The 14,338-nt window shown below is 72.4% G+C and carries 11 protein-coding genes and 2 pseudogenes; 6 read left to right on the top strand and 7 right to left on the bottom strand.

Features of this window, described 5'->3' with window-relative positions; translation table 11 throughout:
* The first annotated feature begins 27 nt into the window (after window positions 1-27).
* From QP939_RS45015 to QP939_RS44995, 5 genes are read left to right on the top strand one after another with little or no spacing between them, the layout of a single operon-like run.
* Window positions 28-1,179, top strand: coding sequence for an NAD(P)/FAD-dependent oxidoreductase (locus QP939_RS45015; RefSeq protein WP_285452953.1), 1,152 nt, complete (start codon window positions 28-30; stop codon window positions 1,177-1,179).
* Window positions 1,176-1,469: a (2Fe-2S)-binding protein gene (locus QP939_RS45010; protein WP_285452952.1), complete on the top strand. Its 294-nt coding sequence runs from the start codon at window positions 1,176-1,178 to the stop codon at window positions 1,467-1,469. The genes QP939_RS45015 and QP939_RS45010 overlap by 4 nt, the downstream gene beginning before the upstream one ends.
* Entirely contained in the window at window positions 1,466-2,776 is a 1,311-nt protein-coding gene (locus QP939_RS45005; protein WP_285452951.1) for an FAD/NAD(P)-dependent oxidoreductase, read from the top strand. Before QP939_RS45010 ends, QP939_RS45005 begins: the two co-directional genes overlap by 4 nt.
* Window positions 2,773-3,684 carry a dihydrodipicolinate synthase family protein gene (locus QP939_RS45000; RefSeq protein ID WP_285452950.1) on the top strand — a complete coding sequence of 304 codons (912 nt, stop codon included), beginning with the start codon at window positions 2,773-2,775 and terminating at the stop codon, window positions 3,682-3,684. Before QP939_RS45005 ends, QP939_RS45000 begins: the two co-directional genes overlap by 4 nt.
* On the top strand, window positions 3,685-4,686 hold the full coding sequence (locus QP939_RS44995) for a proline racemase family protein (RefSeq protein WP_285452949.1): 1,002 nt from the start codon (window positions 3,685-3,687) through the stop codon (window positions 4,684-4,686).
* Here QP939_RS44995 and QP939_RS44990 read toward each other — a convergent pair.
* The 7 genes and pseudogenes from QP939_RS44990 to rocD form a co-directional block, all read right to left on the bottom strand.
* Window positions 4,683-5,394, bottom strand: a pseudogene (locus QP939_RS44990) (integrase core domain-containing protein). The gene QP939_RS44995 and the pseudogene QP939_RS44990 overlap by 4 nt on opposite strands.
* A 136-nt stretch (window positions 5,395-5,530) precedes the next feature.
* Window positions 5,531-5,881, bottom strand: a complete 351-nt coding sequence (locus QP939_RS44985; protein ID WP_352249131.1) for a darcynin family protein — start codon at window positions 5,879-5,881, stop codon at window positions 5,531-5,533.
* Window positions 5,878-6,768, bottom strand: coding sequence for an SDR family oxidoreductase (locus QP939_RS44980; protein ID WP_285452948.1), 891 nt, complete (start codon window positions 6,766-6,768; stop codon window positions 5,878-5,880). Before QP939_RS44980 ends, QP939_RS44985 begins: the two co-directional genes overlap by 4 nt.
* A 103-nt stretch (window positions 6,769-6,871) precedes the next feature.
* Complete coding sequence (locus QP939_RS44975; RefSeq protein WP_285452947.1) at window positions 6,872-8,428, bottom strand: glucuronyl esterase domain-containing protein; 1,557 nt, start codon at window positions 8,426-8,428, stop codon at window positions 6,872-6,874.
* Window positions 8,429-8,527: 99 nt separating this feature from the next.
* The gene (locus QP939_RS52340; protein WP_285452946.1) at window positions 8,528-11,347 is read right to left on the bottom strand and encodes an aldehyde dehydrogenase family protein; all 2,820 of its coding nucleotides are present in this window, start codon (window positions 11,345-11,347) and stop codon (window positions 8,528-8,530) included.
* Window positions 11,344-12,156 (bottom strand): GDSL-type esterase/lipase family protein, encoded by an 813-nt coding sequence (locus tag QP939_RS44965; RefSeq protein ID WP_285459990.1) that lies wholly within the window; start codon window positions 12,154-12,156, stop codon window positions 11,344-11,346. The genes QP939_RS52340 and QP939_RS44965 overlap by 4 nt, the downstream gene beginning before the upstream one ends.
* A gap of 107 nt (window positions 12,157-12,263) precedes the next feature.
* Window positions 12,264-13,455, bottom strand: a pseudogene (gene rocD, locus QP939_RS44960) (ornithine--oxo-acid transaminase).
* Window positions 13,456-13,527: 72 nt separating this feature from the next.
* Between rocD and QP939_RS44955 the strand changes: the two are divergent.
* Complete coding sequence (locus QP939_RS44955) at window positions 13,528-14,301, top strand: PIG-L deacetylase family protein (protein ID WP_285452945.1); 774 nt, start codon at window positions 13,528-13,530, stop codon at window positions 14,299-14,301.
* Window positions 14,302-14,338 lie beyond the last annotated feature (37 nt).

Below are 14,338 nucleotides of genomic sequence, written 5' to 3'. Positions count from 1 at the left end.
TTCGCTATACCGAACGCTGGAGGGTCGATGAACCGAACGCGGGTGGTGGTGATCGGCGCCGGGGTCGTCGGGGCCGCGTGCGCTCGGGAGCTGACCCTGGCGGGCTTCGACGTCCTGGTGCTCGACCGCGGCCGTCCCGCCGGCGGCACCACCTCCCACGGGGAGGGCAATCTGCTGGTCTCGGACAAGGAACCCGGCCCCGAACTCGTGCTCGCGCGGCTTTCGGCGCGGTTGTGGCCGGAAGCCGTCGCCGACCTCCGGGATCCGCGGACGGAGTTCGACGCCAAGGGCGGCATCGTCGTCGCCACCACGGACGCCGGGGGCCGCGCGCTCACCGCGTTCGCCGAGGCGCAGGCCGCGGCCGGGGTGCGCGTCGAACCGCTGTCCGCGGCGGAACTCGCCGTGGCCGAACCCGCGGTGACGCGGGAGGTGACCGTGGCCGTCCGCTACCCGGAAGACGCGCAGGTGCAACCGGCCGGGGCGGCGCTGGCCCTGCTGGGCGCGGCGCTCGCCCGCGGCGCCCGGCTGCGCGTGGACACGGAGGTGATCGGCGCGCGCGTGACGGGCGGCCGCGTCACCGGCGTCCGCGTGCCTGGCGAGGTGCTCGACGCGGACGTCGTCGTGAACGCGGCGGGTCCGTGGGCGGGCGAGGTGTCGACGCGCCTGGGTGCCCCGATCGCGGTCCGGCCCCGGCGTGGCGAGGTCCTGGTGACCACGCCGATGCCGGGCGTGGTGCGGCACAAGGTCTACGACGCGGACTACGTCGGCGCGGTCGGTTCCGGCGACGGCGAGCTGCAGACGTCGGCGGTGGTGGAGTCGACCCGCGGCGGCACGGTGCTGATCGGTTCCTCGCGCCGCCGGGTCGGGTTCGACGACGCGCTCCGCCCGGACGTGCTGAGCGCGATCGCGGCGACGGCGCTGCGGCTGTTCCCGTCCCTGGCCGACGTGGCGGTGATGCGGGCGTACGGCGGGTTCCGGCCGTACGTCGACGACCACCTGCCGGTCCTGGGCGAGGACCCGCGGCTGGCCGGGCTGTGGCACGCGACGGGGCACGAGGGCGCGGGAATCGGCTTGAGCGTGGGCACGGCGCGGCTGGTGCGCGAGCTGCTCACCGGCGCGACGCCGTCGATGCCGGTCGGCGAGTTCACTGTGGACCGTCCGGCGGTGCTGGCGGCATGAGCGGCTACCTGGCCCCCGGCGACGGGACGAACCGCCCGATCCGGCTCACGGTGGACGGCGAGCCGGTGACGGGCATCGCGGGCCAGACGGTGGCGGGTGTCCTGCTCGCGGCCGGCCGGATGTCCTGGCGCACCACGAGATCCGGCGCGCCTCGCGGGGTGTTCTGCGGCATCGGGGCGTGCTTCGACTGCGTGCTGACGGTGAACGGGGTGCCGGACGTCCGGGCATGCCGCCGCCGCGCCGCGGACGGCGACGAGATCCGCACCCAGTCCCGGCAGGAGGGCGCATGAGGCGCATCGTGATCATCGGCGCCGGACCGGCCGGGCTGGCGGCGGCGGAGCACGCGCTCCGCGCCGGTGCCGAAGTCACGGTTCTCGACCAGGCCGACGCCCCCGGCGGCCAGTACCACCGGACTCTCCCCGCCGCCTACGAATCCCGCCAAGAGCGGGCCGCCTCCGAACGGCGGCAGCAGATCCTCGACCGCTGCACCTGGTGGCCCGAAAGCACGGTCTGGGCCGTCGAGGGCCGCCGCGTCCATGTCCTGCGCGGCCCCGCCGACGGCACCCGGCGGCACCGCCACACCCTCGACCCCGACGCCCTGATCCTCGCCACCGGCGCCCACGACCGCACCCTGCCCTTCCCCGGCTGGCAGCTCCCCGGCGTCTACACCGCGGGCGCCGCCCAAGCCCTCGCGAAGGGCGAACGCGTCGCGATCGGACGGCGCGTGCTCGTCGCCGGGTCCGGTCCCTTCCTGCTCCCCGTCGCCGAATCGCTCCTCAAGGTCGGAGTCACCGTCGAAGCCGTCCTCGAGGCCGGCTCGAAAGCGACCGTCCTCAAAGGATGGGGCCTCCAGACACACAAAGCCGCCGAACTCGCCCGGTACGTCACCACCCTCGTCCGCCACCGCGTGCCGTACCACTTCGGCCGTGCCGTCGTCGAAGCGCGCGGGGACGACCGGGTCCGCGAAGTCGTCACCGCGAAAACCCGCCCTGACTGGTCCACAGTGGACGGCACCGAACGCACCCGCGAAGTCGACGCTGTCTGCGTCGGACACGGCTTCGTGCCGCAACCCGAACTCGCCGTCGCGGCCGGGTGCCTGCTCGACGGCGGCTTCGTCCGCGTCGACGACCACCAGCACACCAGCGTCCCGGGCGTCTTCGCCGCCGGGGAGATCACCGGCATCGGTGGTGCCGTCGGCGCCGCGGCGGAAGGCGCCGTCGCCGGGTGCGTGGCCGCCGGTGGGACACCGTCCCGTCGGCTGCTCCGCCGTCGCGATCGGGCTCGCGCCTTCGCCGGACGGCTCGCCGCCGCGCACCCGATCGGCGCGGCCTGGCCCGGCTGGCTGCGGGACGACACGATCGTCTGCCGGTGTGAAGAAACCACCTACGGCGACTTGAAAACCGCCGTCGCCGATCCGGCCGCGCCCGGGCCGCACGCGCTCAAGCTCGGCACCCGCGCCGGGCTCGGGCCGTGCCAAGGCCGGATGTGCGGCCCGACCGTCGCCGAACTCTGCGGCGGCGCCGAACGCCACCACCGTCCGATCGCCCAGCCGATCCGTCTGGGCGAGCTCGCCGACCCGAAGGAGACCCCAGCATGAGCACCCGCGACCTCGGCGGCGTGGTCGTCGCCGCCGCGTTGCCCTACCGCGTCGACGACTCGGCCCCGGCCGGGCTCGCGGTCGACTACGACGCCTACGCCGAGCACTGCCGGTGGCTCGTCGACAACGGCTGCCGCGGCGTCGGCCCGAACGGGTCGCTCGGCGAGTACTCCTCGCTCACCGACGAGGAGCGCCGCCGCGTCGCCCGCACCGCGATCGACGCCGTCGGGAACGACGGGATCGTCGTCGTCGGCGTCCACGGCCCCGGCGCGCACCAGGCCAAGTACTGGGCCGAAGCCGCCGCCGAGGACGGCGCCCACGGCGTGCTCTGCCTCCCGCCGACGCTCTACCGCGCCAACCGCGGCGAGGTGCTCGCCCACTTCGAAGCGGTGGCCTCGGCCGGGCTGCCGGTGATGGTCTACAACAACCCCTTCGACACGAAAGTCGACTTGACGCCCGACCTCCTGGCCGAGATCGCGCAGATCGACAACGTCGTCGCCGTCAAAGAGTTCTCCGGCGACGTCCGGCGCGTGCTCGAGATCCGCGAATGCGCCCCGGAGCTGGCCGTGATCAGCGGCGCCGACGACGTCGTCCTGGAAAGCCTGCTGATGGGCGCGACCGGCTGGTTCGCCGGGTTCCCCAACGTCTTCCCGGCCGAGTCGGCGCGGCTGTACGAGCTGGCCACCGCGGGCAAGCTCGAGGAGGCCAAGGCCCTCTACGAACCGCTGGTGGCCGCGTTCCGCTGGGACTCGCGCACCGAGTTCGTCCAGGCCATCAAGCTCGGCATGGACATGGTCGGCCGCTACGGCGGGCCGTGCCGCCCGCCGCGAGGACCGCTCTCGGACGTCCACCGCGAACAGGTCCGCGCCGACATGGGCCGCGCGCTGGCCGCGCTGGGGGTGGCGTAGATGCGGTCCTCCCGCGCGATCACGGCGGTCGATTCGCACACCGAAGGCATGCCCACCCGGGTCGTGACCGGCGGCGTCGGCGTCATCCCCGGCGAGACGATGGCCGAGCGCCGTCGGCACTTCATGGCGCACCTCGACCACCTCAGGCAGTTCCTCATGAACGAGCCGCGCGGCCATTCGGCGATGAGCGGCGCGATCCTGCAGCCGCCGTCCCGGCCGGACGCCGACTGGGGCGTGGTCTACATCGAGGTGTCCGGCTGCCTGCCGATGTGCGGCCACGGCACCATCGGCGTCGCGACGGTGCTGGTGGAGACGGGCATGGTCGAGGTGACCGAGCCGAAGACCGTGGTGCGCCTGGACACCCCGGCCGGGCTCGTGCACGCCGAGGTCGACGTGCGCGACGGCCGGGCCGAGCGGGTCAAGCTCCGCAACGTCGCGTCGTTCCTCGCCGAGCGCGACGCCGTCGTCGACGTGCCCGGCCTCGGCGAGGTGCGCTACGACCTGGCCTACGGCGGGAACTTCTACGCCATTCTCGACCTGTCCCAAGTGGACATCCCATTCGAACGGTCCGAAAAGGACCGGATCCTGACCGCGGGGCTGGCCATCATGGGGGCGATCAACGAGCAGCGGCCGCCGAAGCACCCGGCCGACCCGCTGATCGGCGGCTGCAAGCACGTCCAGTTCCTCGCCCCCGGCTCGGACGCCCGCGCGTCGCGCAACGCGATGGCCATCCACCCGGGCTGGTTCGACCGCTCGCCGTGCGGCACCGGCACGTCCGCCCGGATGGCGCAGCTGCACGCGCGCGGCGAGCTGCCGCTGCACACGCCGTTCGAGAACAGCTCGTTCATCGGCACGACGTTCACCGGCGAGCTGGTCGGCGAGACGGAGGTGGGCGGGGTGCCGGCGGTGATCCCCGAGTTCTCGGGCCGGGCGTGGATCACCGGCACCGCCACCTACCTCCTCGACCCGGACGACCCGTTCCCGGCCGGGTTCGTGCTCTAGGTGTGATGTCCTGGGAGGTCGGTCAGCCGGGTGGCCGGCGGCTTGCCGCCGGTTGAGCTGTGGGGTCGGTGATAATTGTAGAAGTGCAACCAGCCCGGTAGCGCCGCCCGACGCTGGCTCTCGGACGGGTAAAGGCGGGCGTAGGCCCAGCCCTCGGCGAGGGTGCGGTGGAACCGTTCGATCTTTCCGTTGGTCTGCGGTGGCTGGTGAGCCAAGCGACCGCCCGGCGCAGGACTACGGTGGCGGCGGTTTCGTCGGCGTGGATTTCGGCGTACGCGACGCGGGAGTGGTCGTCGATGACCGTGTGGACGAAGGCGGTGCCGGTGCGGGGCTTGTAGTCGGCACTGCGGGGCAGGCCAGGAGTGGCGCTTTGTGGCGCTCGCTTGCTGTCGGCCGACGTAGCGGTGCCCACCGCCGTCGGGGATGTTGCCGAACTTGGTGACATCCATATGGATCAGCGAGCCGGCCGGCGATCTGGGCCGGGCCCAGCCGCTTGCGCCACCGCAGCCGCACGATCGCCCGGACCAGGTGTTCGGGGGTGCGGGCCGGGCTGCGGTCAGTCATCCCGGCCACGCCTTCGGTGCGGTAGCGGTCGGCCCCTTTCGCGGCGGTCTTGGCGGCGACCATGAACATCTTCGCCGCTGCGGTGCAGGTCCAGCCCTGCTCGACGCTCAGGCGCGCGAGGCGTAGTCGGGTGCGTAGGGTCAGGGTGGGACACGAAGGCCTCCGGTGGATGAAGCGGTTCCTAGACAGCTCCACTTCACAACCGGAGGCCTTCACCTGTCTGTGCGACAGGCCACCAACGGGTCACCTCAACTCGGGACAACGTCCCTGGACATCACATCTAGGTCGCGACGCTCGCGACCGCGTCGACGCCGTAGTTGCGCGCGTACCCGTTCTCGACCCCGACCAGGATCTCGGCGACCTCGAACCAGCGGTCCCAGAACGGCGTCTCGCGCAACGCGTCGACCAGCAGCTGGTAGGCCTCGTGGTCGACGGCCTCCCAGACCCAGACGTCGGTGACGCGCGCCGAGTAGAACTCGGTGTCGTAGAACCGCGACCGCACGCCCTTCGTCCGTTCCTCGATGGCCGGGACGACCTGGGTCCGGAACGCTTCGATCCGCTGCTCGACCGTGAGGGCGAGCCAATCGGGGGTGGTCTTGACCAGCATGAACGCCGTCACGGTCGGGTTCACGCGTACGCACCGCCCTCGATGTCCTCGACCAGCGTGGGGCCGGTCGGCGTCCAGCCGAGCAGTTCGCGGGTGATCGCGCTCGACGCGGCCATGTCCAGCCCGAAGAACCGGCCGACGAACCCGAAGTGCCCGGCCGCCTCCTCCGGAGCCAGCGAAACCACCGGGAGGCCGAGGACGCGCCCGACCGCCTCCGCGATCGCGCGAGTCGTGACGGCTTCCTCGGCGACGGCGTGCAGGCGCGACCCGGCTGGCGCGCCCTCGAGGCCGAGCCGGACGAGCTCGGCCGCGGCGGGGCGGTGGACCGCGGCCCACGCCGTGGTGCCGTCGCCGAGGTAGGCCGAGACGCCGTGCTCGCGGGCCGACGCGGTGATGGCCGCGAGGAACCCGTGGTCGCCGACGCCGTGCACCGATGGGGCGAACCGGACGCTGACCGCCCGCACGCCCTTCTCGGCGTATTCGAGCGCGAGGTTTTCGCTGCCGCCGCGGTGGGCGCCGGGGCCGACCTCGGGGGAGACGTCGGTCTCGACCGCGGGACGGTCCCGGACCAGACCGGAAAGCCCGGCGGCGAGGACGAACGGCCGGTCGGTGCCGACCAGGGCGTCGGCGATCGTCTCGACCGCCGCCCGCTCAGCTCGGTTGCTCTCGGCCGGGTTCGCCCAGTCGTGCTTGTTGGCGAGGTGGACGACGCCCTGGGCGTCGAGGGCGCCGTCGCGCAGGCCGGCCAGGTCGTCGAGGTCGCCGCGGCGAACCCGCGCGCCCTTCTTGGCCAGCGCCAGGGCCGCGGCTTCCGACCGGGCGAGGCCGGTGACCTCGTGCCCGGCGGCGAGCAGGTCGTCGACGACGGCCGAGCCGATCCAGCCGGTCGCGCCGGTGACGAACACGTGCATGGGGTGCTCCTTCTTCGGTGAACTCGGTTCGAGTCCGAAGTTAGGAGCCGCGACGCGGCTCGTGCCACGCAACTTTGGCAAGAGCGGATTGCGTTAGACGCAACTAACCGCAGGTCGCGGTCGTCCCCGTGCCGGTTCCGGTGCCCTGGTAGCCGAACTCGGTCGATTGGCCCGCGCCGAGGTTGCCGTTGAAGCCGGCGTTGGTGAACCGGACCGTGCCGGTGTCGCCGCTGCGCCCCGCGTTCCACGCGCTGGTGATCGCGGCACCCGCGGGCAGCGTCGCGGTGACGGTCCAGCCGGTGATCGGCGCGGCGCCCGCCGTGACGCGGACCGTCGTGACGAACCCGCCCGACCACTGGTTCACCGACACCGTGGCCGTGCAGCCGACCGGGAGCGGCGTCGTCGGTGTGGTCGGCGTGGTCGTACCTGGGCCGTCGGTGAGGGTCGGGGTCGGCCAGTCCCGCCACTCGGCCAGGTTCCCGGCCTTCTTGGCCGAGATCCGGAACGTACCCGCCGCGCTGCCGGTCTTCAGCAGGAACTTCTGGATGTTCTGCTGCAGCGGCGTCCGCCATTCGGGCCGGGACGCGCAGTGGGTGCCGTCCTGGACGTCGGACCAGTAGGTGATGTTCTCGCCCGCGCCGAGTCCTTTGTAGACCTCCGCACCGGCCAACGCCGCGACGCTGCCGGAGCGGGCGCCCAGCCAGTCGACGTGCGGGTTCTCCATGATGAACAGCCCGCGCGGCGCGACCAGGGCGACCAGTTCGTGCGTGTCCACCGGCAGGGCGCCCGGGTTGCCGGTGTACGCGCTGAACGCGTCGCCGAACCACGGCTGTTCCCCGTAGGCGTTGCTCAGCGGCTGCGAACCGCTCTCGCCGGGGATCCCGCGCAGGATCGGCACCCCCGCGGTGCCCGACTCGATCGGCATGGTCAGGGCGATGCGCTGGTCGAGTGCGCCGATCGCGAAGGCGCCCTTGCCGTAGCGCGAGCAGCCCGTGACACCCAGCGCGTCGGGCTTGAGGATCCGCCCGCCCGACTGCTCGACGACGTCGATGATCCGGCTCACGCCCCACGCCCACGCGGCCAGCAGCCCGGTGCTGCTCGTCGCCCCGTAAATGCTGTAGAACGCGCCCTGTTTGTTGTTCCGCGGCGTTCCTTCTTTACCCACCGCCAGCGGGTCGTAGGTGATGACGGCGGCCCCGGCGGCCTTGATGGTGGCCGTGTCCGCGCCGAATCCGCCCACCACGACGACGGCCGGGAACGGCCCGGTCCCGCTCGGCAGTTCGACCCCGGCGGAGAAGCTCGCGCTCCGGCCGTTTTCGGAGACGTTCACCGTGATGCCGGTGTTCGAGACGCTGCCGGTGACACTGGCCGGTTTCGCGTGCTTCTCGCCGTAGATCGTCCGCTCCGCGAGCTTCTTGATCTCCGCCCGGCGGCACCGCCAGTCGGCCTTCGCGGTGATGCGCGTGCCGTCGATCTTCTTGAAGGGATCGGGAAGTTTCGCGGTCGACGGCCACGAACCGGGCACCGAGACGGGGCAGTCCGCGCCCTCGTCTTCGACCGCCGCGGCGGCGGCTTCCCCGGTGACGGTGAGCACGCCGCCGACGGCGAGCAGGGTGGCGACGAAGAAGACGACGGCCGAACGGATCCGGGAACGGCGCACCGGAGTTCTCCCTTCCGGGGAAACGAATGCGAAAACGGTAGAACCGTTCAGTTTCCGCCGTCAAGAACGAGGCGCGCCGCGAAACTTTCGAAATCGGGCCTATTTCGAAAGTTTCGCATTCGCGTGTTCGGCGTCGACGCGGGTCGTCACCCCCGTTTCGACGATCGTGCGGGTCGCATCGACCGAGGCGTAGGTCCACAGGATGCGCATCGGCTCGGTCGCCGACGCGTTGCGGAACCGGTGCGGGGTGCCCGCGTCGACGTAGGTCGTGTCCCCGCGTTCGAGGCGGTGCTCGGTGCCGTCGATCTCGACGATCGCCGTCCCGTCCAGGATCACCACGCTCTCCGGGCAGTTGTGGGTGTGCAGCGGGATGCCCGCGCCGCCGTCGAAGTGCGTGGTGCCGTTGAGGAACACCCGCGCGCCGACCGCGCGCGTCACCAGCGGCACGGTGCTCGCCCCGCCGCCGCGGTTGTGCGCGGGCAGCTCGGCCGGGCGCAGGACCGAGGGCGCGAACGACGTCGCGCCCGGGCCGCGCCACACCGTCTTGACGTTGGTGAACTCGCGGATCCCTTCGGCGCCGAGTTCGCGGCCGTAGCCGGACTTCTTGACGCCGCCGAAGGGCAGGCGCGGGTCGGACGCGACCATCCCGTTGACGAACACCGCGCCCGCGTCGAACCGCGGCACCAGCGCGGCGGCGCGCTCGAGGTCACGCGTCCACAAGGCTGCGCCGAGACCGAACTCCGTGCGGTTGGCCAAGGTGACCGCTTCGTCGGCGTCGGCGACGCGGGTGATCGCGGCGACCGGCCCGAAGGTCTCCTCGTCGAACACCGCCATCCCGGGTGTCACGTGGTCGAGCACGGTCGGCGGGTAGAACCAGCCCGGCCCGTCGGCGGGTTTTCCGCCCAGCAGCAGGGAAGCGCCCGCGTCGACGCTGCGGACGACCTGGTCGTGCAGGGCCTCGCGGAGGTTTTCCCGCGCCAGCGGGCCCACCCGCAGCGCGGCGGCCGCGGCGACGAACTCCCGGACGAACTCGTCCGCCACGGCTTCTTCGACGATGAACCGCTTGGCGTTGACGCAGCTCTGCCCGCCGTTGACGAACCGGGCCGTGACGGCGGTGGCCGCGGCGGCGGGCACGTCGGCGTCGGCCAGCACGACGAACGGGTCGGATCCGCCCAGCTCGAGGACCTGCTTCTTCAGCGCGGCCCCGGCTTGCGCGGCGATCTCGGCGCCGACCCGCGTCGAGCCGGTGAAGGTGACGGCCGCGATCCGGTCGTCGGCGATGAGCCCGGCGACGGCGTCGGTCTCCACCAGCAGCACCCGCACCAGGCCGTCGGGTGTGCCCGCGTCTCGGACCAGGTCCGCGATGGCCAGCGCGCACTGCGGCACGTTCCCCGCGTGCTTCAGCACGATGCCGTTGCCCGCGGCGAGCGCGGGCGCGGCGAAGCGGAAGAACTGCCAGAACGGGTAGTTCCACGGCATCACGGCCAGCACCACGCCGAGCGGGTCGTAGACCACCACGCTGTCCGGCGGGACCGGCCGCTCGGCCAGGTAGGCCGGCGCCTGCCCGGCGTAGTGCTCGCACGTCACCGCGCACTTCTCGATCTCGGCTTCGGCCTCGGCGAGCGGCTTGCCCATCTCGGCCGTGATCAGCCGCGCGTACTTCTCCTTGCCGTCACGGAGAATCCGCGCGAGTTCGCGCAGGAGGCCCACCCGTTCGGTGACGTCGACGGTGCGCCAGCGGGCCTGGGCGGTGACGGCCGCGTCGAGTGCCGCTTCGACGTCCACAGGGGACTGCGGGCTGAACCGGGCCAGCTCGGTGCCGGTGGCCGGGTCGACGGAGAGGATCATCGGCTTCCGTTCTTCGTGAGGGCGTGGGCGACCGCTTCGGCGTACCCGGCGGTGCTGAGGGAGCCGCCGAGGTCGCGGGTGCGGGTGGCGGGGTCGTCGAGCACGGTGTCGACGGCCGCGGAGATCAGGTCGGCGGCCTCGACGAGCGCGGGGTTGCCGTCGCGGCGGCCGCGCCAGTCGAGCAGCATCGCCGCGGAGAGCACGAGGGACGTCGGGTTGGCGACGCCGAGTCCGGCGATGTCGGGCGCGGAACCGTGCTGGGCCTGGCCGACGCACAGGTCGTGCCCCGCGTTGATCGAGCCGCCGAGGCCGAGCCCGCCGGAGAAGCTCCGAGGCCTCGTCGGACAGGATGTCGCCGAACATGTTGGTGGTGACCAGCACGTCGAAGCGGTCGGGCGTGCGGATCAGCAGCGCGGCGGTCGCGTCGACGATCAGCTCTTCCAGCTCGACGTCGGGATAGCGCTCGGCGACCTTCCGGACCTCGCGCAGGAACAGCCCGTCCGACAGCTTCAGCACGTTCGCCTTGTGCACCGCGGTGACCTTGCGACGGCGGCCGCGCGCCAGCTCGAACGCCGCGACGGCCACCCGTTCGGCGGCCTTCGCGCTCACCTTGCGCACCGACAGCGCGAGATCGGGGTCGGGCATGAACTCGCCGGTGCCGGCGTGCATGTTCCGATCGGCGTAGAAGCCCTCGGTGTTCTCCCGCACGATGACCAGGTCCATCGGGGCGCGCAGCAGGCTCAGCCCCGGCCGCGAACGGCACGGCCGGACGTTGGCGAACAGCTCGAACACCGTCCGCAGCTCGGCCGACGGGTTGATCCCGCCCTCGGCACGCGGCGGGTAGTCGTAGTGCGAGACCGGGCCGAGCAGGACGCCGTCGACCTCCGGGATCCGCGCCATGACCGCGTCCGGCAGCGTGGTGCCCTCGGTCTTGAGCGAGGCCAGGCCGATGTCCCGGGTCTCGATGTCGAGGCCGAGCCCGAGCAGGTCGTCGGCGGCGGCGAGCACGTCGAGGGTGGCGGCGGTGATCTCGGGGCCGATGCCGTCGCCCGGCAGCACGAGGATCTTCACGGGTGGAGCCCTTCGGGGTCGGGGAGGAGGGCGGCGAGGTGCGGCCGCAGGCGGTCGGCGATCAGGCGGTAGCCCTCGGCGCCGGGGTGCAGGCCGTCGTCGAGAAGACCGGCGTCGGCCGGGCCGAGGATCGAGGTACCGTCGACGACGGGCAGGTCCGGCGCGGCGGCCGCGACCTCGGCCCGCACGTCGGCCAGCGTCAGCCCCAGCGCGTTCGGCTGCTGTTCGCGCTCGGGCGCGTACAGGGGAGTGGTCAGCAGGATCGGCGTGTCGGGGTGGCCCTCGCGGATCGTGCGGACGAATCCCTCCAGCGCGGGCCCGAGCGTGCGCGCGGAGAACGACGCGGCGCCGTGGATGTTGACGCCGACGCAGAGGCTGATCACGTCGGCTTCGGTGTCGCGGATGAATCGCGCCACGGCCGGGTCGAGGTGGCACTCCCCGGCGAAGCCCAGGCAGCGCAGGGACCACCCGAGCGCCGTCGCGACGAGCGCGGGCCACGTTTCCGACGGCCCGGCGGCGAGGCGGCACTGGGTGATCGAGCTGCCGTAGGCGATCCAGCGCGGCCCTTCCGGCACCGGGGCGACGTCACCGCGCACGTCGAGGGCGCCGAGGCTGACGTGGCTGGACTGCGGCAGCCAGACCCGCACGCGCTTGCGCCCGGCGGGCAGGCCGTCGACGTGGACCGTCGGCGCGCGGCGCACGAGGGTGCCGTCGATGACGACGTCGACGTCTCCGGGCCCGGTGATCTCGACGTCCCAGCCGAAGCCGCGGGCGTCGGTGTCGAACTCCAGCCGCACCCCCGCGGGCATCCGCGCGACCTCGTCGAGCCGCGGGTGCAGCGCTCCCAAGGGCAGGCGCCGGGGGACGAGCCGTCCGGCCACCTCGACGAGTTCGGCGTGGCCGCGCAGGAGTTCTTTCACGAGCGGAGTTCTTCGGCCAGCTGCGCGACGGCGTGCCGCAGGTCGGCCTCGCTGATGACGAGCGGGGGAGCGAGCCGGATGGTGGAGCCGTGGGCGTCCTTCGCGAGCACGCCGCGCTTCAGAAGGCCTTCGCAGACGTCGCGCCCGCTGCGCCCGACGACGTCGATCCCGGCCCAGAGCCCGAGGCTGCGCACCTGGCGGACGTTCGGGGAGCTCGGCGAGCAGTCCCTGGAAGACCGCGCCCAGCTCGGCGGCCCGGCGTTGCGGCTCCCCGGTGGCGAGCTTGCGGACCACGGCCGTGCCGACCGCGCAGGCCAGCGGGTTGCCGCCGAAGGTGCTGCCGTGCTGGCCCGGCCGCAGGACACCGAGGACGTCCCGCCGCGACACGACGGCCGACACCGGGACCAGGCCGCCGCCGAGGGCCTTGCCCAGCAGGTAGACGTCCGGCACGACGCCGAAGTGTTCGCACGCGAAGGTGTGCCCGGTCCGGCCGAGGCCCGACTGGATCTCGTCGGCGATCATCAGCACGGAGTTTTCGGTGCAGGCCTCGCGCACGGCGGCGAGGTAGCGCTCGGGCGGCAGCACGACACCGGCTTCCCCTTGCACGGGCTCGAGAAGCACGGCGACGGTGTCCTCGGTGAGGGCCGCGCGCAGGGCGTCGGCGTCACCGAAGGGGACGGTGTCGAAGCCGGGGGTGAAGGGGCCGAAGTTCGCGGTGGCGACGGGATCGTCGGAGAAGCCGACGATGGTCGTGGTGCGGCCATGGAAGTTGCCGCCGGCCACGACGATCCGCGCGCGCCCGGCGGGCACGCCCTTGACGGTGTAGCCCCACTTCCGGGCGACCTTGATCGCGGTTTCGACGGCCTCGGCGCCGGTGTTCATCGGCAGGACGAGGTCCATGCCCGCGAGGGCGGCGAGTTCGGAGGTGAAGGTGGCGAGCCGGTCGTGGTGGAAGGCCCGGCTGGTCAGGGTGAGCCGGTCGAGCTGCTCGTGGGCGACGGCGAGCAGTTCCTTGTCGCCGTGGCCGAAGTTGAGGGCGCTGTACCCGGCGAGCAGGTCGAGGTAACGCCGCCCGTCGACGTCGGTGACCCAGGCGCCCTGCCCTTCGGTCAGCACGACGGGCAGGGGGTGGTAGTTGCGAGCGGTACTGGAGTCGACGCGGCTGATCTCGTCGGTCGTCGTGGTCACGGGTCTACGGTAGCGAATCTTTCAGAAGATGCAAGTTTGTAGTGACGACTACGACGCCCGAGGTCTGTCAGGATGTCGGGTATGACACCGCTGCCCGCCCTGCCCGAGGAGTCGTTCCGCCGCGTGCTGTGCGTGGTCGCCCACCCGGACGACATGGAGTACGGAACATCGGCAGCGGTGGCCCGCTGGACGGCGGCGGGCATCGAGGTCGGTTACCTGCTGCTCACCCGAGGCGAGGCGGGCATGCCGAACCCACCCGAGGAGACGGCCCGCCTGCGCGTCGCCGAGCAGCGGGCCGCTTGCGACGTGGTCGGGGTGTCGCACCTGACGGTGCTCGAGCACCCGGACGGGGTGCTGGTCTACGGGCTCGACTTGCGTCGGGATATCTGCCGGGAGATTCGCCGCTTCAAGCCGGACGTCGTGCTCGGTGTCGGGTATGACGTGGAGACGCCGTTTGGTTTCGACCAGGCTGACCATCGCGCGGCTGGGCTCGCGACGCTGGATGCGTTGCGGGATGCCGGGAATCGGTGGGTGTTCCCGGAACAGGTCTCCGAGGAGGGCCTCGAGCCGCACTCGCCGCGGTGGTACATCGTTCCAGGTTTGCCGGGTTCGGGTGCTACCCATGGGGTCGATGTGACCGGGGAGCCGTTGCGGCTTGGGGTTGCCTCGCTTGAGGCTCATGCCGCGTATCTGGCCGCGCTTCCTGATCACCCTGCTCCGGCTGACTTCATTCCGCAATTTGCCGCTATGTGCGGGAAAGCCATGGGTGTTGAGCATGCTGTGCTGTTCCGCGCCCATGATCTGCAGGCTCCGCCGGAGTTTCCCGCCGAGGACGCGGAGGACTGACCGCGGCCGGACTCGTGTGACGGCGCGCCAACGCCCC

It is taken from the genome of Amycolatopsis nalaikhensis, from assembly GCF_030264295.1.
GTDB classification, from domain to species: domain Bacteria; phylum Actinomycetota; class Actinomycetes; order Mycobacteriales; family Pseudonocardiaceae; genus Amycolatopsis; species Amycolatopsis nalaikhensis.
This window is presented reverse-complemented; position numbering and strand designations above follow the sequence as displayed.

Coding starts and splice junctions, on each gene's coding strand:
- QP939_RS45000 (WP_285452950.1), top strand. CDS start 2,773: ATGAGCACCCGCGACCTCGGCGGCGTGGTCGTCGCCGCCGCGTTGCCC.
- QP939_RS44995 (WP_285452949.1), top strand. CDS start 3,685: ATGCGGTCCTCCCGCGCGATCACGGCGGTCGATTCGCACACCGAAGGC.
- QP939_RS45015 (WP_285452953.1), top strand. CDS start 28: ATGAACCGAACGCGGGTGGTGGTGATCGGCGCCGGGGTCGTCGGGGCC.
- QP939_RS44965 (WP_285459990.1), bottom strand. CDS start 12,156: ATGCCCGCGGGGGTGCGGCTGGAGTTCGACACCGACGCCCGCGGCTTC.
- QP939_RS44980 (WP_285452948.1), bottom strand. CDS start 6,768: ATGCACGTGTTCGTCACCGGCGCGACCGGCTGGATCGGCTCGGCCGTC.
- QP939_RS45005 (WP_285452951.1), top strand. CDS start 1,466: ATGAGGCGCATCGTGATCATCGGCGCCGGACCGGCCGGGCTGGCGGCG.
- QP939_RS45010 (WP_285452952.1), top strand. CDS start 1,176: ATGAGCGGCTACCTGGCCCCCGGCGACGGGACGAACCGCCCGATCCGG.
- QP939_RS44955 (WP_285452945.1), top strand. CDS start 13,528: ATGTCGGGTATGACACCGCTGCCCGCCCTGCCCGAGGAGTCGTTCCGC.